14 protein-coding genes are annotated in these 21,330 nt (G+C 40.1%); 11 read left to right on the forward strand and 3 right to left on the reverse strand.

The window, feature by feature from the left end:
* Window positions 1-20: 20 nt before the first annotated feature.
* Window positions 21-1,226, reverse strand: a complete 1,206-nt coding sequence (locus L1266_RS08470; protein ID WP_138616543.1) for an aspartate aminotransferase family protein — start codon at window positions 1,224-1,226, stop codon at window positions 21-23.
* 204 nt (window positions 1,227-1,430) lie between these two features.
* Between L1266_RS08470 and L1266_RS08475 the strand changes: the two genes are divergently transcribed.
* A complete protein-coding gene (locus L1266_RS08475) occupies window positions 1,431-1,859 on the forward strand; it encodes an Lrp/AsnC family transcriptional regulator (RefSeq protein WP_054554593.1) in 429 nt (142 codons plus the stop codon).
* Between the two features lie 34 nt (window positions 1,860-1,893).
* Here L1266_RS08475 and L1266_RS08480 read toward each other — a convergent pair whose 3' ends face one another.
* Together L1266_RS08480 and L1266_RS08485 are read right to left on the reverse strand one after the other, a co-directional pair.
* The gene (locus L1266_RS08480) at window positions 1,894-2,820 is read right to left on the reverse strand and encodes a hypothetical protein (protein ID WP_235377301.1); all 927 of its coding nucleotides are present in this window, start codon (window positions 2,818-2,820) and stop codon (window positions 1,894-1,896) included.
* A 48-nt stretch (window positions 2,821-2,868) separates the two neighbouring features.
* Window positions 2,869-4,782 carry a putative bifunctional diguanylate cyclase/phosphodiesterase gene (locus L1266_RS08485; protein WP_166340806.1) on the reverse strand — a complete coding sequence of 638 codons (1,914 nt, stop codon included), beginning with the start codon at window positions 4,780-4,782 and terminating at the stop codon, window positions 2,869-2,871.
* 941 nt (window positions 4,783-5,723) lie between these two features.
* Here L1266_RS08485 and L1266_RS08490 point away from each other — a divergent pair.
* The 10 genes from L1266_RS08490 (at window position 5,724) to L1266_RS08535 (ending at window position 21,317) form a co-directional block, all read left to right on the forward strand.
* Entirely contained in the window at window positions 5,724-6,023 is a 300-nt protein-coding gene (locus L1266_RS08490) for an isoamylase early set domain-containing protein (RefSeq protein ID WP_054551968.1), read from the forward strand.
* A gap of 8 nt (window positions 6,024-6,031) precedes the next feature.
* Window positions 6,032-8,008 carry a 4-alpha-glucanotransferase gene (gene malQ / locus L1266_RS08495; protein ID WP_166340807.1) on the forward strand — a complete coding sequence of 659 codons (1,977 nt, stop codon included), beginning with the start codon at window positions 6,032-6,034 and terminating at the stop codon, window positions 8,006-8,008.
* A complete protein-coding gene (glgB, locus tag L1266_RS08500; RefSeq protein WP_235377302.1) occupies window positions 8,008-10,245 on the forward strand; it encodes a 1,4-alpha-glucan branching protein GlgB in 2,238 nt (745 codons plus the stop codon). The genes malQ and glgB overlap by 1 nt, the downstream gene beginning before the upstream one ends.
* On the forward strand, window positions 10,235-12,292 hold the full coding sequence (gene glgX, locus L1266_RS08505) for a glycogen debranching protein GlgX (RefSeq protein ID WP_235377303.1): 2,058 nt from the start codon (window positions 10,235-10,237) through the stop codon (window positions 12,290-12,292). The genes glgB and glgX overlap by 11 nt, the downstream gene beginning before the upstream one ends.
* Window positions 12,285-14,807, forward strand: a complete 2,523-nt coding sequence (locus L1266_RS08510; RefSeq protein ID WP_138616555.1) for a glycogen/starch/alpha-glucan phosphorylase — start codon at window positions 12,285-12,287, stop codon at window positions 14,805-14,807. The genes glgX and L1266_RS08510 overlap by 8 nt, the downstream gene beginning before the upstream one ends.
* An 18-nt stretch (window positions 14,808-14,825) precedes the next feature.
* Window positions 14,826-16,124 (forward strand): glucose-1-phosphate adenylyltransferase, encoded by a 1,299-nt coding sequence (glgC, locus tag L1266_RS08515; RefSeq protein ID WP_054551973.1) that lies wholly within the window; start codon window positions 14,826-14,828, stop codon window positions 16,122-16,124.
* 123 nt (window positions 16,125-16,247) lie between these two features.
* On the forward strand, window positions 16,248-17,786 hold the full coding sequence (locus L1266_RS08520; protein WP_138599468.1) for a glycogen synthase: 1,539 nt from the start codon (window positions 16,248-16,250) through the stop codon (window positions 17,784-17,786).
* Window positions 17,787-17,877: 91 nt separating this feature from the next.
* On the forward strand, window positions 17,878-19,092 hold the full coding sequence (locus L1266_RS08525; protein ID WP_235377304.1) for an EAL and HDOD domain-containing protein: 1,215 nt from the start codon (window positions 17,878-17,880) through the stop codon (window positions 19,090-19,092).
* A 7-nt stretch (window positions 19,093-19,099) separates the two neighbouring features.
* Entirely contained in the window at window positions 19,100-20,182 is a 1,083-nt protein-coding gene (locus tag L1266_RS08530; RefSeq protein ID WP_235377305.1) for a DUF418 domain-containing protein, read from the forward strand.
* A gap of 70 nt (window positions 20,183-20,252) precedes the next feature.
* Entirely contained in the window at window positions 20,253-21,317 is a 1,065-nt protein-coding gene (locus tag L1266_RS08535; protein WP_235377306.1) for an ABC transporter substrate-binding protein, read from the forward strand.
* The last annotated feature ends 13 nt before the right edge of the window (window positions 21,318-21,330 follow it).

Below are 21,330 nucleotides of genomic sequence, written 5' to 3' on the forward strand. Positions count from 1 at the left end.
TAAGCATGCGCCAACTAGGATTAACCGTTTACAACGTCTGCAACCGCTTTTTCAAAGCGAGCTAACCCTTCTTTGATATCCTCTAATGGAATAACTAAAGATGGCGTAAAGCGCACAACGTTTGTACCAGCAACAAGGCTCATTAAACCGTGCTTAGTGCTTGCTACTAGGAAATCACGTGCACGGCCTTCAAATTTGCTGTTAAGTACTGCACCTAATAATAGACCTTTACCACGTACTTCACTAAATACGTCGTATTTTTCGTTGATTGCAGCAAAGCCATCGCGTAACAGCTGTTCGCGCTCTTTAACACCGGCTAGTACTTCTGCTGTGTTAACAGTATCAAAAGCAGCTTCAGCTACCGCACATGCAAGTGGGTTACCGCCGTAAGTAGAACCATGTGTACCTACTTTTAAATGCGCTGCAATGCTTGCTGTTGTGATCATCGCACCAATTGGGAAACCACCGCCTAACGCTTTTGCTGTTGTTAGGATATCTGGTGTTACATCTAAGCCTTGGTATGCATATAAATCACCTGTACGGCCAACACCTGTTTGTACTTCATCAAAAATAAGTAAAGCATTGTGTTTATCACATAATGCGCGAACACCTTTGATAAAATCGCTCGTTGGCGAAATGATACCGCCTTCACCTTGTAGTGGTTCCATCATTACGGCACAGGTGTTGTCACTGATAAGTGCTTCAAACGCAGCTAAATCGTTATAATCACAGTGATCAACAGCAGCAGGCTTAGGACCAAAACCGTCTGAGTAAGCCGCTTGACCACCTACGGTAACAGTGAAGAATGTACGACCGTGGAAACCTTTGTTAAACGCGATGATTTGGTTCTTTTGCTCGCCATGTACATCTAATGCCCAACGACGCGCTAATTTTAATGCCGCTTCGTTAGCTTCTGCACCTGAGTTTGCAAAATATACTTTATCTGCAAATGTAGCATCAGTTAACTTTTTAGCTAGGCGAAGCGCAGGTTCGTTTGTCATTACGTTTGATAAGTGCCAAATTTTTTCGCCTTGCTCTTTTAGGGCATTGACAAGCGCTGGGTGACAATGGCCTAAACAATTAACGGCAATACCACCTGCAAAATCGATAAATTCTTTACCGTTTTGATCCCAAACACGTGAGCCTTCACCGCGAACAGGAATAACCTCTGATGGGTTGTAGTTTGGTACCATTACGTCGTTAAAAAGTTCTCTTGTTACTTGCATTTATTACACCTAAATCTGGCTTAGTATGAAAAAAGTTAAATTGCAAAAAATAGGTCAGTTAAGCCGTTCCTGCCTAATTAAGCACGATGAGATTATTTTTCTTATCTATTTTTCTTATTATCTGGGTTAGGAACTTAAATTTGCAGTGCTATTTTGTGAAAAATGACTAAAATAAAAAGCAAATTAACGAAAAGAGTAGTCAAAGTGATAACTTCACAAGATGAAAAACTATTAGCTATCTTAAGAACCAACGCGCGTGCGAGTATTTCAGACCTAGCGAGGGCGCTTAACTTATCGCGCTCAACAGTTCAAAGCCGAATGTTAAAATTAGAAGAAACAGGGGTGATCAAAGGCTACAGCGTAGACTATGGAGATGCTTATTTGAGCCAAATGGTATCAGCCCACGTTTCGATTAAAGTGAAACAAAAACTGACCACCAAAACGAACCTTGAACTAAAGCAGATTGATGCTATTTCACAGCTCTATGCAATTAGCGGTGAATTTGATTTGATCGCCGTTGTGCAAGCTCAAAACCTTGAAAAGTTAAGCCACTTGTTAGATGACATTGGTAACTTAGATGGTGTTGAGCGAACAACGTCGTCGGTGATTTTAGAAACGAAGTTTAAGCGTTAACCTTAACCTTTGATTTAGTTTTTGCCTATAGAACTTAATTTGTATCAGCTTGAGGCGCTTTGCGGATGACCTTCTTTTCGACTTCATCAAGCTTTATAACATAGGCATTACCACCAATGCCTTTAAACTCTTCGTCTGTAAAAACAATCGTGTTGTCATCGTAAAAAGTGATGGCTTCTTTTTGCGTAACAATACCTAAATCAATACGTGATACATCCCCAGAAAAAAACTTATCACCCCGAAAGTTCTCAAATAACCAAATACTGGTGGAATCAAGTAGAACCAACTTAGTTCTATCTGGGCTAAGCGCCGCGGAAGTGATCCAACACAGCTTTTCCATGGTGGTGCAAGTTTTGAACGAATCAATTAATTCAGCATCAAAATTAGCTGCATGATCGCCAACTTTGTAAACTTTAGTAATGCCATCAAATGGCTCAGTTCGATTTTTGGTAAATAGATACAAATGTCGCCCTAAGGCTACAAAGGCTTCTAAATCAAAATTTCGCTGATCAGGTTGGATGGGGCGACCATCCATTTCGGGGTATGTAAACTTGATAATCTCTGCTTCAGTGGTGTCGCCTTTAATATCGATTGGATTTTCGATTTTATAAATGGTTAACCATTTTCGGTCGTTTTTGTTATTGCCAAAATCACCCAAAAAGAAATGACCAAATTTATTTTGCGTCATATCTTCCCAATCAATGTTTTTAGCATTGGTTACCAAGATTTCTTTTGCAATAGACCCATCTTGATTAAGGCGGTACAACTTGGGTTGATCGCCACTGTCGTTTATGGCCCAAAGTCGATTAAATTTATCAAATTCAATCCCTGAGATTTCTTTGACTTTGGGGTCTACAGACAATCTTTTCTTACTATAGAGAGTGTAAATAGATGAACCAATGAGTAGGCTAGTGATCGCGAAGGAAACTAAAAAAATGGTTAATAGGCTTTTTTTTAACATCAACTGGGTAAAAGTACAGATTAATAGCTGGGATTATAGCGGTTTATGCTATTTTTGTATATTCCAAACACCACGGCCGGTGGCTGATATAAAGTTTAAGTTATCTTGCAAAACTTTGTGCCCCACATTTAAAGATGACTCTGGGTGACTTATCAAATAACCTTGAATACTGTTGATACCCATAGATTTTACCAATTCAAATTGTTTTACATCTTCAACACCTTCAGCCACGACTTTTAAACCGAGCTTAGCACCTAGCTCGCTCACAGAGTGCATTATTTTATGGTATTTAGCGTTATCTTTAGCTTGCGATACGAATAGACGATCTAATTTAATAACATCAATTGGAAGATCTGCAAGCGTACTTAACGAGCTAAAGCCAGTCCCAAAGTCATCAATTGCGATAGTAATACCTTCTGCACGCAATTGTTCGAGTGTTTGAATAATCTTATTGCTTGCTTCAATAAAAGTAGATTCAGTGATTTCAAGCATTAATGCGTGGGCAGGGAGGCCTGTTTTTGATAGTTTATCCATAACCCAATCATAGATATTGCAATGCTTTAACTGTACTCCTGAGATATTTACAGATATTTTAACTTTTCTCATACCAGCGTTGTACCATGCCGACATTTGCCTACATGATTCGAGCATTATCCAGTCTCCAAGTTCTAGAATAATATTCGACTCTTCTGCGATCGGAATAAACTCCTCAGGAGAAATAAGTCCTTCTTTTGGGTGCTCCCACCTAACAAGCGCTTCAAAATAATCAATGGCGCAGTCATCAACATCAACAATAGGTTGAAACGATAAATGAAAATTTTCGCTTGCAATTGCAAGACGCATTTCGTCAAGTAAATAATGATATCGCCTAATCTTCTTGCCCATATCAGGTGAATAGACTTTAAAAATGCCTCGACCATCGGTTTTTGCTCTATACATAGCAACATCAGCCATCTGTAACAGTGATTGTGGTGTGGCTGCACTATCTGGGTAAACCGCAATGCCTATACTTGCACTAATTTTTATTAGTTTATTACCTAAAACGAAGTCACGTTCTATTTCGTGTAAAACATTTTGCGCTACATCTAAGGCTCTATTTTTACATTCTTTAAGGTCAATAAATATCGAAAATTCATCACCACCTAGTCGGGCTAAGTTTTGATCTAGTTGGCTCGTCGGAGATAAGTTAGATAACTTATGGTGTCGCATTATGCTACTTAAGCGTGATGCGACTTGCATTAGAATTTCATCCCCAAAACTATGACCAAAAGAATCATTTACTTGTTTAAAACCATCTAAGTCGATAAAAAGTAATGCGCAACGATATTTTTGTCGCTCTGCTATTCTAAGTTGTTTGGCTAAATGCTCTATGTATGCGTGGCGGTCAAGCAGGTGAGTGAGCTTATCTTGAAATATACTTATTTCAGACTCTTTAGTGTAGTTAGTGATATGCGTGCGAAGAGCGTCATAGTTGACGCGGAGTTGCTCAATATGCGGTTGTTTAGCTGTAGAGCTGGTAGCTAAGTTGAGACTTTTAAGTAAATCAGATGCTTGAGTATTAAGCAATTTGAGAGTGTAACTCTCATTTCGAGTTTGTACTCTTATATTAACTATCCAGCTTACTGCCATTATCAATAATAATAGTATAATTATATTTATTGGAGCTAACAGTGTAGATAATATTATATCTGATGAAAGTGCCGCGACAGTCAGCCCTTGCTCAGAATTTATTACTATATAGGTTTCATTCTCTTTTCTTATTATGTTTTGCCCACTTAATAAAATATTATACCAAGCCGTTTTTGTTATCTGCGATTCTACACCAGTTAAATAGTACAGCTCTATTCCGCTATCAATATAATTTAAATCATTAATTTTTTTTGTTAATAAGATACTCATCCCATAAGCGAAAGCAATTATAGTAATAATAATCGTGAATGAAGTTCGTATTGCATTTGTCATCTAGAGTACCATTTTGGTGCATTTTTATAAGTTGTGCTCACCTTTATAATGTCAGTAATTATATTGTTACAGATAAGTTAGCAAAAGCGTTTTATTGATAATGGTGTTTAGATTGGTACAAAATGTGAAAATTCACATTGTTTAGAGTATAAGCTCTATTTGTGGGGTGGTAGTGAGCTAATAATATTCGCTTAGCGTTTACGATGTAAAATAAATTTACTTCACTGGAAAAACGTCCGGTTTTAAATTTTTAAAAGGTTTTTTATTTTTATTTTAAAGCTGGGTCTGATGTTTGTTTGATAACTAGTTTTAAATTTTAAATTTACGATTTTGTACTTATTGTTTTTGTCTTTCTGCTTGGGTAGTTTTTAAATAAGTTAATTGGGTAGTAAAAATTAACGGTTGGTTTTGCTTTGTTTTGTAGGTTTTTTCTGGAAGGAATAACGATTTATATATGTCTCATATAGATTTATATAATTTACCTTACAGAAACAATGTAATTTACTTTTGTAAATTATATGCTTATATTTTTTACGAAATGAAATAGTGTCTTTTTAGTGTTTTTGCTCTAATTGTTCACTTCAATTTAATTCACTTTACCCAACCCAATTTGTTATCTACTTTTTATAAGTCATTACGAGAGTAGATAAAACATACTGAAATTAAAGTGTATTTTATCATCAACTTGGTTCAGTTATTGCTCGTAATAATACAGCAATATGATTGTTGTAATTTTTGTTTAATTTATGCACTATCTTGGTGCGAAAAATAAACAGTTGCACTGTCATAATGCGTAAATATAGGTTTGATTTACTTAATGAACTTGATGATTTGGTAATCAAGTTTATGAAACCTGGAACGCACAGCCTCCGCTTATAGAGTCGTTGAATGCGGTACTGTGGCAAGGATTAATTTACCAATTGGTTGAATTGGAGCCCACTATGCTAAGCAAACGCTTTTTTAAAACTAAAGACGAAACCGAAGTTACTTTTGAATTTAAGCATCCTGATGCTGAAGATGTGCAATTAGTTGCGGAGTTTACAGATTGGCAGCCTGTGCCAATGAAGTTCAATAAAAAAGAGCAAGTTTTCAAATGCAAGCAGCGTTTACCACTTGATCAAGAGTTTCACTTCCGTTATCTAATCAATGGCGAGACATGGGACAACGACCACCAAGCTGATGGTTATATTCCTAACGGTTTTGGTACTGATAACAGCATTGTTAATACCCAGCGCGCTTAGGTGTTTTGATGCACTCACTATCTCAGTTATATTACCTGCATGGCATAGGCTATGAATATACTAAATACACTGGTGAGCATGTTATTTTCGATGAAAGTACACGCAAGCAGGCGCTTAGTTGTTGCGGTATAAATACCCAAGATTCTGATGTAATAAACCAACTTAATTTTGCATTAGATGCAGGTACTTGGCTGAACTTGTTGCCTCATACAAGCATTATTGAGGCACACCATCCAATTTTGAAAGTACGCGTTGATGAGCGTTTATTAACACGCTCATGTACTCTAAGCGTGCCTTCGCTTGATATTCATTTTACTTGTGAAAACTTGCAAGGTTTAGCTGTACTAGGTGATTACGGCCTAAACGGCATTCGTTATCTTGAGCTTGCATTGCCAGTTCCTGAAATGCCAATCGGTTACCATGACGCACTCATTACAGTGGCAGATCAGCAAGCTCACAGTCAGCTATGGATCACACCTAAAGAAAGCTTTTCTATTGATGATAAAAAGCGTTTGGGCTTATCCATTCAGCTTTATAGCTTATGCAATGAAGAGGGGTTAGGAATTGGTGATTTCGCTGATTTAACAAAACTTATTAAAGCAGCCGCGACTAACAATATGGATTATGTGTTGCTTAATCCGCTGCATTTACTGTTTGAACACAGTCCTGAGAGGGCGAGTCCTTATAGTCCAAATAGCCGAGCGTTATTGAACCCGCTGTATATTGCTGTGTCATTATGCGAAGACGCTAAAAATAATAATGCACTTGATAAATTATTGGCAAATAAACCGCAAACCGATGCGACTTACATTGATTATACATCGGTTAGTGATTTTAAATATCAAGTGTTTAGCTGTTTATATCAACAATTTTGTGAGTTTGCTTCAGAAGAGCGAAAACAGCAGTTCGCTCGTTTTTGTGAAACCCATAAACACAGCCTGTCGACCATGTTGGTTGGCGACCGTGATTATGCTAGCTATTTACAATGGCAAGCTCACCTTCAATTAAATATCTGCCAGCAAGCTGCCCGTGATAGCGGTATGGCAATTGGCCTTATTAATGACTTAGCCGTTGGCTGTGCAGGTGATGGCAGTGAGTTCAAGAGCCAAAATGAGCTATTTGCCGAAAATGCACATGTTGGGGCTCCGCCTGATCCTTGGGCTGAACATGGTCAGAATTGGGGCTTGCCGGCACTGAATCCACAAAAGTTAAGTAAAGACAACTTTGCTTTTTATCGCTCACTTATCCGCGCCAATATGGAAGATGTGGGTGGTCTTAGAATTGACCATGTAATGGCAATTCGCCGTCTTTGGTGGTGTTTTGAGAATAATTCCCAGCAAGATGGTTGTTATGTTTATTATCCGTTTGAACAGTTATTAGCAGTGCTTAAAATTGAATCTCATCTTAATCAATGCGTCGTAATTGGTGAAGATTTAGGTGTGGTACCTAATGAAGTGCGTGAAGCATTAAAAGCAAGTGCAATCTATTCAAATGGGTTGTTCTACTTTGAAAAAGATTATCAAGGCGAGTTTTTAGCGGCTGAGCATTTTGCGCCTCATAGCCTTTTAATGATAGCCAACCATGATGTACCACCATTCAAAGGCTGGTGGATTGGCCACGATATTACGATTAAACAACAATATGGTTTGCTTGATGATGAGCAAACTCGGGCTCAATTCGATGCGAGAAACATTGAAAAGCATCGTATGCTTAATTTTATCGCACGAGAGTCACACCAGCATTTATCGTTAGAAACAGATGCCTTTACGGTTTATGAAGCGTTGGCATCCTCATTAGCGGCAGCACCAGCAAAGCTATTTACTATTCAAATAGATGACTTAGACCAGCAAATACTGCCTGTAAATATCCCCGGTACTGATAAAGAGTACCCAAATTGGCGGCGTTTATTGTCGCGTCCAGCTGCGCAGATTATCGAAGCGCAACAGTCATTCTTAGCCAATTTAATTTCGATAAGGAATCAATAATGCGAAGTCGTGTTCGTCAAGAGCAAAGTGCACAATCTGTTATTTATCAAAAACAAATCGATGCATTAGCCAGTGGTTGTTTTAGAGATCCTTTCAGCTTTCTTGGGGCGCATAAAAGTGGCCCTACAAGCTATGAAATTCGTTGCTTTTTGCCTGGCGCAAGCAGTGTTTCGATTCTGCTTGGCACAGAAAAAATCGTTGCTCAGCAACAAGGTGATAGTCATTTATTTGTCGCAAATATCAAATCAAAAACGAAACCTGACTACCAGCTGGATGTTAGCTATAGCAATGAATTTACTCATCAACAATATGATGAGTATAGCTTTGAAAGCAGCTTAGATGAACAGGCAATGTATCTGTTTAATGAAGGCAGTTTAGAGCATGCTTATCAACATTTTGGTGCACATTTTGTGACTCAACAAGGGGTTGATGGTGTTCGCTTTACAGTGTGGGCGCCGAATGCCAGTAGTGTATCGGTTATTGGTGAATTTAATTATTGGCAGCGTAATCATCATTTTATGCGTTTTCATCCTGCCAGTGGGGTATGGGAGTTATTTATTCCTGGGCTTAAAGAGCATCAATGCTATAAATTTGCTATCACCACTCTAACAGGAGAAGTGCTTGATAAAGCCGATCCATTTGCGTTTAAGATGCAACAAGCACCGGGTACGGCGTCAGTACTGCAAAAGCTAAAAACGGGTATTCAGCTTTCTGAAAGGGCGTTAGCAAATCGTGCAAAACGAAACAGTGTTGATGCGCCTGTTAGTATTTATGAAGTGCATGCGGGTTCTTGGCAAAGGCGAGATGACGGCGAGCGCTATCTCACATGGCGTGAACTTGCTGATAATCTTATTCCTTACACAAAAGAGCTTGGCTTTACGCATCTACAATTAATGCCAATCAGCGAGTACCCATTTGATGGTTCTTGGGGTTATCAACCCGTTGGATTATTTGCCCCGACCAGTCGCTATGGCAGCTTTGAAGATTTTGTTTACTTCGTCGAGCAATGTCACGAAGCCGATATTGGCCTTATTCTTGACTGGGTACCTGGTCATTTCCCAAGTGATCCTCATGGTTTACATCGTTTTGATGGCACCCATCTTTACGAACACGCTGATGTGAGACAAGGTTTTCACCCTGATTGGAATACCTATATCTACAATTATGACCGCGCAGAGGTTCGTAGCTTTCTGATTGCGAATGCAATGTACTGGCTACATGAATTTGGTATTGATGGCTTACGTGTGGATGCGGTTGCTTCAATGCTTTATTTAGACTACAGCCGTGAAGAAGGGCAGTGGGTTGCAAATCAATACGGCGGCAGAGAAAACTTAGGCGCTATTGAGTGCTTAAAACAAGTCAATATGCGCTGCTATGCAAAAAATCCGGGCATTATGATGGTGGCTGAAGAGTCAACTGCGTGGCCGGGTGTTACGCGCCAAGTTGACCATGATGGTTTAGGTTTTGGTTATAAGTGGAATATGGGGTGGATGAATGACAGTTTGCATTATATGCAGCGCGATTCCCTTTACCGTTCGCATCACCACCACGAAATGACCTTTTCGATGGTTTACGCCTACAGCGAGAACTATATTTTACCGCTTAGCCATGATGAAGTGGTGCATGGTAAAGGCTCATTAATTGAAAAAATGCCAGGGGACGACTGGCAAAAGTTTGCAAACTTACGTGCATATTATGCCTTTATGTGGGCGCATCCAGGTAAAAAATTATTGTTTATGGGTGCTGAAATCGCCCAGCGTAAAGAGTGGAATCATGACCAATCGCTTGATTGGCATTTACTTGAGCATATTAGCCACAGTGGCATGCAGCAAACGATTAAAGATTTAAATGCTGTTTACACTAGTACGCCAGCTTTATACGAGCAAGATACCAGCCCAGCAGGTTTTGCTTGGCTAGACAGCAACAATGCTGAGCAAAGTATGTTTAGCTTTATTCGCTATGCAAAGAAAGCAGAAGATTTTGTGGTTGTGATATGTAATTTAACGCCACAGGTGTATCACGACTACGTGATAGGTGTGCCAAAAGCTGGTACTTATCAAGTTATTTTGAACACAGATAAAGCGGACTATTTTGGTTCTGGCGTTGATGCAACTAGTCACGCAGAGCAAATCATCGTAAGCCAAGCGATTGAAAGCCATGGCTTTAATCAAAGCATCAGTGTGTCTTTGCCTGGTCTTGCGACAATTTACCTTAAGAAGGTGAGCGATGAGTCATAGTGTTGAACTCGAAGTTGGGGTGAGCTCGCCTTTAGGGGCATCTGTTGTTGGTGAGGGCGTAAACTTTGCTGTGTACGCACCACAAGCACAACATATGTCTCTGTGCTTATTTGATAGCAGTGGTCATTCAGAAATTCTCACCCTAGCGATGCATATGAACGAAGGCGGTATCTGGACACTAAAAGTGAGCCCTCTGAAAAGTGGCGCCTTGTATGGTTTTCGCGCTGATGGTGAGTACGCACCCGAAAAAGGACTATTTTTTAATAATCACAAATTGCTGTTAGACCCTTATGCGCGTGATTTATATGGCGAGTTTACGTGGAGTGAGCGTCACTATGGGCAAATGCCTGTAGGAAAGTTAAGTCAGGTTAATAATGCCATTGATATGCCAAAATCTCGAGTCCGGGAGCTGTCACCTTACACAGGTAAAAAGCCGAATCACAGCTGGGGTAAAACGGTTATTTACGAATGTCATGTAGTTGGTGCAACCTGTCGTCATCCTGAGATCCCAAAATCGTTACAAGGTAAGTTTATAGGTTTAAGCCATCCTAGCTTTATTGAGCATTTACGCACTATTGGGGTGACTTGCCTAGAATTATTACCTATTCATGCATTTATCAGCGAGCAGTTTCTTACCGCTAAAGGTTTACAAAATTACTGGGGCTACAACACACTTAATTTCTTTACTCCACATAAAGAGTATCTCGTTAATGATGATATTAGTGAGTTTCAAGAAATGGTGGCAGCGCTTCACAAAGCGGACATAGAAGTAATACTCGACGTGGTTTATAACCACACTGCAGAGGCGGGCACAGATGGGCCTATTTTATCACTACGTGGTTTAGACAATTTAGGTTATTACCGCACTGTTGCTGACAAACCTCAGCATTATATTAATGATACCGGCTGTGGTAACACGGTAAATATTGATTCGCCTCGTTCTTTACAGCTGGTACTTGATAGCTTGCGTTATTGGGTTGAAGTGATGGGGGTTGATGGTTTTCGTTTTGACTTAGCAACCATTTTAGCGCGTAACCCGAATGGTTTTAATCAGGCGCATGCGTTTTTCCAAGCGATTAATCAAGACCCTGTATTAAGCCAAGTTAAACTCATTGCAGAGCCTTGGGATATAGGCCCAGGAGGTTACCAATTAGGGGCTTTTCCGGCACCGTGGCGTGAATGGAATGATAAATATCGCGATACGATAAGACGCTTTTGGAAACAAGAACAGGGCGTAATTGGTGAGCTTGCAAAACGTTTACATGGTTCGTTTGACTTGTTTGAGCATAACCTACGTGGGCCACTTAACAGTATCAATTTTATCACTAGTCATGATGGTTTTACGCTTGCTGATTTAGTTAGTTACGAGAATAAACATAACGAAGCCAATGGCGAGCAAAATCGTGATGGACACAGTGACAATCACTCATTCAATTGTGGCGTTGAAGGGTTTACCAATGACCCACAAGTGAGCAAATTACGCTTACAGCAACAAAAAAATATGCTGTTAACTTTGTTGCTTTCTAAAGGCGTGCCTATGCTTTCATTAGGAAGCGAAATGGCACACTCACAAGGTGGTAACAACAACGCCTATTGTCAAAACAATCGCACAAGTTGGCTTGCATGGAAAGACTCACAATTTAGTCATCCTCTTACACGTTTTATTGACGATGTTTTGCGCATTCGTAAGCAGTTCAGCATTTTTAAACACCGCTTTTTTGTTCACGACAATGACCCGCGTTATGACGTCGCGTGGTTCACTGAATCAGGCACCAATATGCAACAAGATGATTGGCATCAAGGCGATCGCCAGGTGCTGATATACAGCCTGACTGACAAGCACACAAATCAAGCTTTATTGATCATATTAAATGCAGGATCAGAGCCTGTAACTTGCCAACTTCCTAACTTAGATAAAGGAAAATGGCAGTTAGCGCTGACCAGCATTCATCCAATGTCAACTCAGTTTGTTGACAAGGAACACGAGATTGCTGCAATGAGCAGCTGGGTTTTTACCGCCAATTCAGAGGATCTTAATCATGGCTAAAAATGCCGATCAAGTATGTGTTGTTAAGGGCTGGCAGGATGCGCCTACAGTTGATGAAAGTACCTTAGACGATGATTTATCACGCCATTTTTATTACACCCTTGGACGTGACAAAGTAGGTAAATCACAACTGTATTTATACCATGCATTAGCATTAACTATTCGTGACCGATTAGTTGCTCGTTGCCGAATAACAAAACAGCAAATTCATGAACAAAAACGCCGTAAAACAGCTTACTTGTCACTTGAATTTTTAATGGGCCGCGCCCTTGGCAATGCGATTTTAAACTTAGATTTAGATGAGCAAGTAGCTAAGGCGTTGCAAGAATACTGCACCGAACTTGAGCAAGTTGCGGAGGCTGAGCATGATGCAGGTCTAGGTAATGGTGGCTTAGGGCGCTTAGCTGCATGTTTTTTAGATAGCTGTGCAAGTCTTGCATTACCAGTGGTTGGCTATGGTATTCGTTATGAATATGGCATGTTTAATCAAGCTATTGAAAATGGTCATCAAATTGAACAACCAGATAATTGGTTACGCGAAGGGCACCCGTGGGAGCTGAGTGCACCTGAGCAATCAAAACGCGTAAAATTCTTCGGTCATGTTGAAAGCTATACTGATAAACAGGGTCGTGAACACCGTCAATGGCTAGATTCTCATGATGTGTTAGCTGTTCCTTATGATGTGCCGATTCCGGGTTACAAGAACGATATTGTAAACACCCTACGTTTATGGAAATCAGAAGCCACTGACGAATTTGATTTAAGCGAGTTCAATGCGGGTAGTTACTCAGAAGCTGTAGCGCGTAAAAACTTAGCTGAACAAATCACAATGGTACTTTACCCAAATGATAGTAGCGAGAACGGTAAAGAGCTGCGTTTACGTCAGCAATACTTCTTATCATCGGCGAGTCTACAAGACATCATTGATACCTGGGTTAGCAAACATGGCGAAGACTTCTCTGACTTTGCTGATTACCATGTTTTTCAATTAAACGATACGCACCCAAGTATTGCTGTTGCTGAGCTTATGCGTATTTTGGTTGATGAGTATGAGCTAGATTGGCAAGAAGCGTGGTCTATCACGACTAAGACCATGGCTTATACAAACCACACTTTACTTCCTGAAGCATTAGAGAAGTGGTCAGTATCTTTATTTGCCCGATTACTACCGCGTATCTTAGAAATTATTTATGAAATCAATGCGCGTTTCTTAGCCGAAGTTGCGTTAGCTTGGCCTGGTGATGTTGAAAAACAGCGTGCGCTATCGCTTATCGAAGAAGGCCCTGAGCCGCAAATTCGCATGGCATATTTAGCGATTGTAGGTAGTTATTCGGTTAATGGTGTGGCTGCACTTCACACTGAGCTGCTTAAAGCTGGCTTATTTAACGAGTTTTATCAGCTATGGCCAGATAAATTCAATAATAAAACCAATGGTGTAACACCGCGTCGTTGGTTAGCACATTGTAACCCAGAGTTGGCTAAACTGCTTAATCAACACATTGGTGATGAATGGGTTGCTGACTTTAGCAAAATTAGCCAGTTACGCCGTCTATATGACGACCCTAAATTCCATAAACAATGGCAAGCTGTAAAGCACACTAATAAGCAACGCCTTGTTGAATTAGTAAAAAACCGCTGTGGTGTACAGTTTGACGCTGAAATGATGTTTGACGTGCAAGTTAAACGTATTCACGAATATAAGCGTCAGCTATTAAACGTACTGCACGTTATTCACCTTTACGATCGTATTCGCCAAGGCGATACAGCAAACATTGTTCCTCGTTGCGTGCTACTGGGCGGTAAAGCTGCACCAGGTTACTACATGGCGAAGAAAATTATTAAATTAATTAATAACGTAGCAGAAGTGATCAATAAAGATCCGCTTGCTAAACCGTATTTAAGAGTTGCTTTTTTACCTAACTACAACGTAACAGCCATGGAAACTATTTGCCCAGCAACTGATTTATCTGAGCAAATTTCTACAGCAGGTAAAGAAGCATCTGGCACAGGTAACATGAAGTTCATGATGAACGGTGCTTTGACTATAGGTACGTTAGATGGCGCTAACATTGAAATTCGTGATGCAGTGGGTGCTGATAACTTCTTCTTATTTGGTGCACGTGCAGAGCAAATTGACGATATCAAAGCACACTATAATCCTGAGCAGATTATTCACCAAACTGACAGCCTCTATAAAGTAATGCAATTACTTGAGAGCGGTCATTTTAACCTGTTTGAGCCTAATTTATTTGACGACATTATTGCGGCGATTAAGAGCCCGCACGATCCATGGTTAGTCGCTCATGATTTTGCCAGCTTTGTAGAAGCGCAAGAGCAAGTTGAACAAGCCTACTTAGATACTGCTCACTGGACAAAAATGAGTATTTTGAACACTGCAGCCAGTGGCATGTTTTCGAGCGATAGAACCATTAGTCAATACAGTGATGACATCTGGCATTTGGAGCCATTAATGGATACTAGTGCACAGCAAAACACACAGAAGAAAAGCAGCTAGCTTAAGACGGAGAGAGTTATGCCAAGTTATGCAAACCGATATATAAGTAGTTTAACAAGAGAAACGTATGCCCTCATCCTAGCAGGAGGGCGAGGTTCACGTTTACATGAATTAACAGACTGGCGTGCTAAACCAGCAGTCTATTTTGGTGGCAAACACCGAATCATCGACTTTCCACTGTCGAACTGTATAAATTCAGGTATTCGTCGAGTTGGTATTGCTACTCAATATAAGTCGCACTCGTTAATTCGTCACGTAAATCGTGCATGGGGCCATTTCAAAAAAGAATTGGGAGAATCAGTTGAAATACTTCCTGCCTCTCAGCGAAATGGAGATGACTGGTATTGTGGTACAGCTGATGCGGTATTCCAAAATATGGATATTATCCGCCATGAGCTGCCTAAGTATGTGATGATCCTCTCGGGTGACCACGTTTATTGTATGGACTACGGTGGTTTGTTGGCTAAACACGTTGAGACAGGTGCTGATATGACGGTATGTTGTATTGAGGTACCTTGCGAAGAAGCGGCAGATACATTTGGTGTAATGACAGTTGATGAAAGCAATCGTGTTCGTCGTTTTGATGAAAAACCTGCTGAGCCTACTTCTGTGCCTGGTAAGCCAGGGACCTGTTTAGCATCAATGGGTAACTATATTTTCAATACTGAGTTCTTATTTGAACAATTGAAAAAAGACGCAGAAACTGAAGGTTCTGGCCGAGATTTCGGTCACGATATTATCCCTGCTATCATCGAAGAGCATAACGTATTTGCATACCCGTTTAGAGATGTACATGATGGTCAGCCATACTGGCGCGATGTGGGTACACTTGACTCATTCTGGGAAGCCAACATGGAGCTGGTAATGCCACAGCCACAGCTTGACCTTTATGATCCAAAATGGCCAATTTGGACTTACCAAGAGCAGTTACCACCTGCTAAATTCATTTTTGATGATGATGACAGACGTGGTATGGCTGTTGATTCAACAGTATCAGGTGGCTGTATTATTTCTGGTTCTAAAGTTAAGAAGTCACTACTTTTCTCAAATGTATATGTTCATTCATTCTGTGAAATCGAAGAATCCGTAATATTACCAGGTGTTAAGATCAACCGAAATTGTAAGATTAGGCGTGCTATTATTGACCGTAATTGTGAGATCCCCGAAGGACTTGAAATCGGTTACGATAACAAAGTCGACAAAGAAAATGGCTTTAGAGTCTCGAAAAAAGGGATTGTGCTGGTCACTCGTGATATGTTGAATGAGCTTGCAAAGAAGTTAGAGCAACAAGAGCAAGATAATAAACGCCTTGCTTAAGCAATCGCGCTAAGACAAAAAGGGAGGGCATGTCCCTCCTTTATTTATATTTGAATAATACCAGTTTGCTTAATTAAGTATTATTGCCAATTGGTATAAAAGTTTTATGGAGTACTGCAAAGCATGCATGTATTGATGGTAGCTGCAGAGAATGATGCATTACCGAATGCAAAAGTCGGTGGTGTAGCGGATGTTGTTAGAGATTGCCCTAAAGCGTTAGTAGAAAAAGGCCTTAGTGTTGATGTGGTGATCCCAGATTATGGCTTTGAGTATTTAGAGCGGCATCACATAGGTGTAGTGCACGTGCCTTTTGCAGGTCAAATGCAAAAACTGGATGTGTGGAAGCTTGCTAAAAGTGAAGAAGGTATAACGCAACTGCTTATTTCTCATTGGGAATTTAGCCGCCATAACGGCGCTGTTTATTGTAATGATGAACCGGGCCGTCCGTTTGCAACCGATGCAAGTAAGTTTGCTCTTTTTAACGCTGCTGTTTGCGAAGCCTTATTACAAGGGCTTATTCGCACGCCGGATGTTGTTCACTTACATGATTGGCACAGTGCTTGTGTTGCTCTATTACTTAAATCAGATAGCCGCTATAGAAAACTAGCGCACTTATTTTTAGCTTACACAGTACATAACCTTGCATTGCAAGGGATACGTCCTTTCAAAGGTGATAGCTCAAGCCTAGAAGCCTGGTTCCCAAGTTTAGGTTATAACGGCGAAAGGTTATGCGATCCGCGCTATTTTGATTGCTTTAACCCAATGCGTACTGCTATTAACCTGGTTGATAAAGTACACCTTGTTTCGCCAACTTATTGCCAAGAAGTACTGCGTCCAAGTGATGCTGAAAAAGGCTTTTTTGGTGGTGAGGGACTTGAAGCTGACTTGCAGGCTGCCTATGAACAAGGGCGTGTAGTGGGCATTCTTAATGGTTGCGAGTACCCAGGAATGAAGCTTGAAAACATCAGCTTAGCGAGTCTTTATCAACATGCCGAAAATGCGTTATTTCAATGGATGGCAAAAAGCCCAGTATTAGATTCAAGCTATTACATAGCGCATCAACGATTACTTCAATTTAAAACACGGCCGTTTTCAGGGCCATTAGTAACCAGTGTGGGTCGTTTAACGGACCAAAAAGCACTGTTACTTCGTCAGCCTTATGATAAAGGGCTTGTGTTAGATGAGTTATGTCAGCGTTTAAAACAACATAACGGCTACATGGTTATTTTAGGCTCAGGGGATACTGAACTTGAGCACATCATGACATCAGTTATGGCACGTCAAGATAACCTGCTATTTTTAAAAGGTTATGCGCATTATGTTGGTGAATACATGTACCACTTAGGCGATTTATTTTTAATGCCAAGTTCATTTGAGCCGTGCGGTATTAGCCAGATGTTAGCAATGCGAGCAGGACAGCCGTGCTTAGTACATGGTGTAGGTGGTTTACGTGATACAGTAGAACATCATGTGAGTGGTTTTAGTTTCCAAGGCGAGAGTTTGGCATCACAAAGCTACGAACTTGTTACTAGTTTTAGTGATGCGCTTGAGCTTAAAAAATCGCAACCAGAAAAATGGTGCTCAATATGTGAACAGGCTCGAAATGCCCGTTTTACGTGGCAATCCGTTGCAGAAGGCTATTTATCTGGCTTATATCAATAAAAAGTAAGTGATTCATGGTAATTAGGTGACTTTTTTACCAATTTCAGCTATTAATTACTTAGTGTGATATAAAATAAGAAAAGTAGGTAAAGTGGCTGTATTTGTTGCTAGGCAAGCGGTCTTTAATCGTCGTCAACAAGTTGTCGCCTATGAGCTACTATTTAGAGATAGTTTACAAAATAGTTTTCCTGATGTGTCAGAGAGCACGGCAACGGCTCGTCTAATTATGGAAAACCAGCTCAATTTAGGTACTCGTCATATAACGTCGGGTAAAAAAGCATTGATTAATATTGGTCCAGAGTCTTTGAAGCTGGACCTTTGCGCATTTTTGCCAACAAATGATGTCGTGATTGAGTTACTTGAAACCATTGAGCCAACGGACGAAAATTACGAATATTGCCGTGAGTTATTTCATAACAACTATAAATTAGCGTTGGATGATTTTGTTTACCAACCCGAATGGGACCGTTTTTTAAAACTTATTCGTTTAATAAAGTTTGATGTTCAGCAAACCCCTTTTGAAGAATTGGCCCCGATTGTTCATAAACTAAAAAAGTATCAAAAGATAAAGCTATTAGCTGAAAAACTCGAAACAGCTGATGATTACGAAAAAGCGCATAAAATGGGCTTTGATTTTTTTCAGGGTTATTTTTTTGCTAAACCGAAGATGATTCAGCATCGTGATATTGATTACAATTATGCGCTGGTATTATCGATTTATGCACAAGTCATGCGCCCAGATCCAGATATCAGTGAAATCGCTGGTTTGTTTTCTTTAGATACTGCACTTGCTTATAAACTGTTACGTTTAATAAATAGCGGTGTTTTTCCTATAAAGAGTAAAATTGGCTCATTAAAACAAGTGCTTGTTTATTTAGGTCATGAACGACTTAAAAAGTTTGTTAGCCTAATTATTACTGCTCACAGTGCCCAGTCAAAACCAGCCGAGTTGACTCGGCTTTGTGTTGTAAGAGCCCGTTTTTGTGAATTAATCGCTCAGCGTGTTGCTAAACAGCAAACTGGTGAGGCATTTTTAACAGGGCTATTTTCATTACTTGATGCCATATTAGATCAACCTATGGAAAAGTTATTGGATAGATTGCCATTTCCTGACGAAATTCATGCTGCTCTCATGCAAGAAAAAAATATCCTCTATTACATACTTGAAACGGTTAAAGCGTACGAAACTGGTAGCTGGTGGGCGCTTGAACAGGCTGTTGCCTATCTAAGTATTGAAAGCGCAGATCTTCCCAAGATATACGAAAATGCAGTAAATTGGAGTGATAGCTGCAGGCAAAACCTATAAGGGATTTATGCGCAATATAAATATGGATGTGTTACGGGGTATTGCGGTACTCGGCTTGATGTTTATGAACATCTACACCTTTGCTGTGTTTGAGTATGACTATACCCCAAGTGCTACGCCACCCTTTTCAGACTCGCTAATTTTCACTATTAATACCGTGTTTATTGATGGGCGTTTTAGAAGCCTTTTTTGCTTGTTATTCGGAGCATCTTTAGTTATTCAATGGCAGCTTTGGCAAAATGTTGAAAAACAACATAAACGGCTAAAAGTTTTGGCATTTATAGGCCTTGCCCATGGTTTTTTATTATGGGCTGGTGATATTTTGTTTATTTATGCTTGTGCAGGCTGGTTAACGCTTAAATTTAGTCAGCAAGATGAAGAAAAAAACTTGCGTATGGGTATGTTGTTTTTACTTCTCGGCGCCTTTATTTCATTCTTACTTGCCTTTGTAGAGCCAGATTTTAACCCTGTAACGAGAAGCTCTGAGAGCTTTTTAATGGCGTATGATGCAGCGTATTCTTCTTACTTCGCAGGATTCGTCAGTAACTTTTTGATATTTATCATAATGCTTATTGCTGTACCGCTTATCACTGTGTGGATGGCTGCTGGGTTAATGCTGGTGGGCGTTTATTTATATAAACAAGGGGTATTTGTTCAGGGTTTAACACACTCTCAGCTTAAGTTGATTACTGCTGCAGCGATCAGTTTTACGGCTCTGAGGTTGATGATAGAGCCTGACCAAAGTGTATTCATGTACGCGATTGCTGAACCGATTAATTGGCTTGCTGCTTTAGCTATGGCCATTTGTTATTGCCACATCATTGTGAAAATAGTTAAAAATTCCCCAAGTAACTGGTTACTACTACAGCAAGCTGGACGCATGTCATTAACGCTATATCTAATGCAAACAGTGATTTTTATCCTGTTTTTTAAAGTCGCATACCCAACCGCAGCACTTAATTTTGATCGCTTAGATTATTGGTTGGTGATTGCTTTTGTGCTTGTTTTTCAATTGTTTTTTTGTAAAGTGTATAGTCAGTACTTTACACATGGTCCGTGTGAATTAATTTGGCGAAAATTGTCTAGATAATTCCTCGTATACTACAATCAAAGAAAAACAAAGCGGAGTGGTAATGCGAGTTTGCTTGTTGGTTTTTACAATGCTTTGCTGTTCACCACTTTATGCTGGCGAGCAATTCTCTGTGCTGTTAGTTAACCCCTCAGTTAAAAGTGATTTATTTTGGCAAAGAGTGACTAATGTGATGCAGGTTGCTGCCAAGCAAAATAATGTCGCCCTTACAACAATTTATGGCGGTGGAAATCGCCACATTCAATTAGCTGAGCTGAAACAATACCTGCAATATAACGCTAAACCCGACTACGCAATTTTAATTAATTACCCAGGTGGTGCAGAGCAGTCAATGACCTTGCTTGAGCAGCACAAAATTAAATTTATCACCCTTGAAGAAACGATTGTTGGCGTAGAGCGAGACGAAGTCGGTAAACCCCGTCAGCGCTTTAAGTATTGGTTAGGTGAAGTATTTCACGATAACTTCAAAGCCGGTGAGCAACTTGGCAAAGCCTTACTTGATGAGGCAATAAATACAAAGCAAACGCCTCATTTTGTTGCTATTAATGGCCATTATGGTACTGAATCTGACACCCGCAGTGATGGCCTCGTTCATTATTTACGTAAACAAGATGTTGAGCTTGAGCAAGTTGTCTATGCAAATTGGAGTAAGCAGGAGGCTGCGAATAAAGTAAGCCGATTATTGCAACGACACCCTGATAGCAATGTGATTTGGTGTGCATCTGATTTAATGGCGCAAGGCGCCCTAGAAGCTGTGAAAGGTAAAACAGATAAAGCCTATTTCATAGGTGGCATAGACTGGCTTGATGATAATTTAGACTTAATTGAACAACAAAAACTCACGGCCAGTGTTGGCGGGCATTTTATGATGGGAGCGTGGGCACTAATTAGCGTGGTCGATCATCATAATGGCAACCCTTATTGGCAAAATCACGATGCGATTAAGTTTCAGCTTGGGGTGATCACAAAGCACAATATTCAAAGTTATCGCTGGCTGAGAAATATCAAAGATTGGTCGGTTATCCCTTTTGAAGCCTTCTTACTGCAAAACAGTAAAAGCACTGAGTACGCCTTCGATTTTGATACGCTACATAGTTTATTGAGCGAAAAGCCCAAAAACGCAGCGCAACACTAAAAGTGTAGTCAAA

The sequence above is a fragment of the Pseudoalteromonas sp. Cn5-37 genome, from assembly GCF_021532495.1.
GTDB lineage: Bacteria > Pseudomonadota > Gammaproteobacteria > Enterobacterales > Alteromonadaceae > Pseudoalteromonas > Pseudoalteromonas simplex.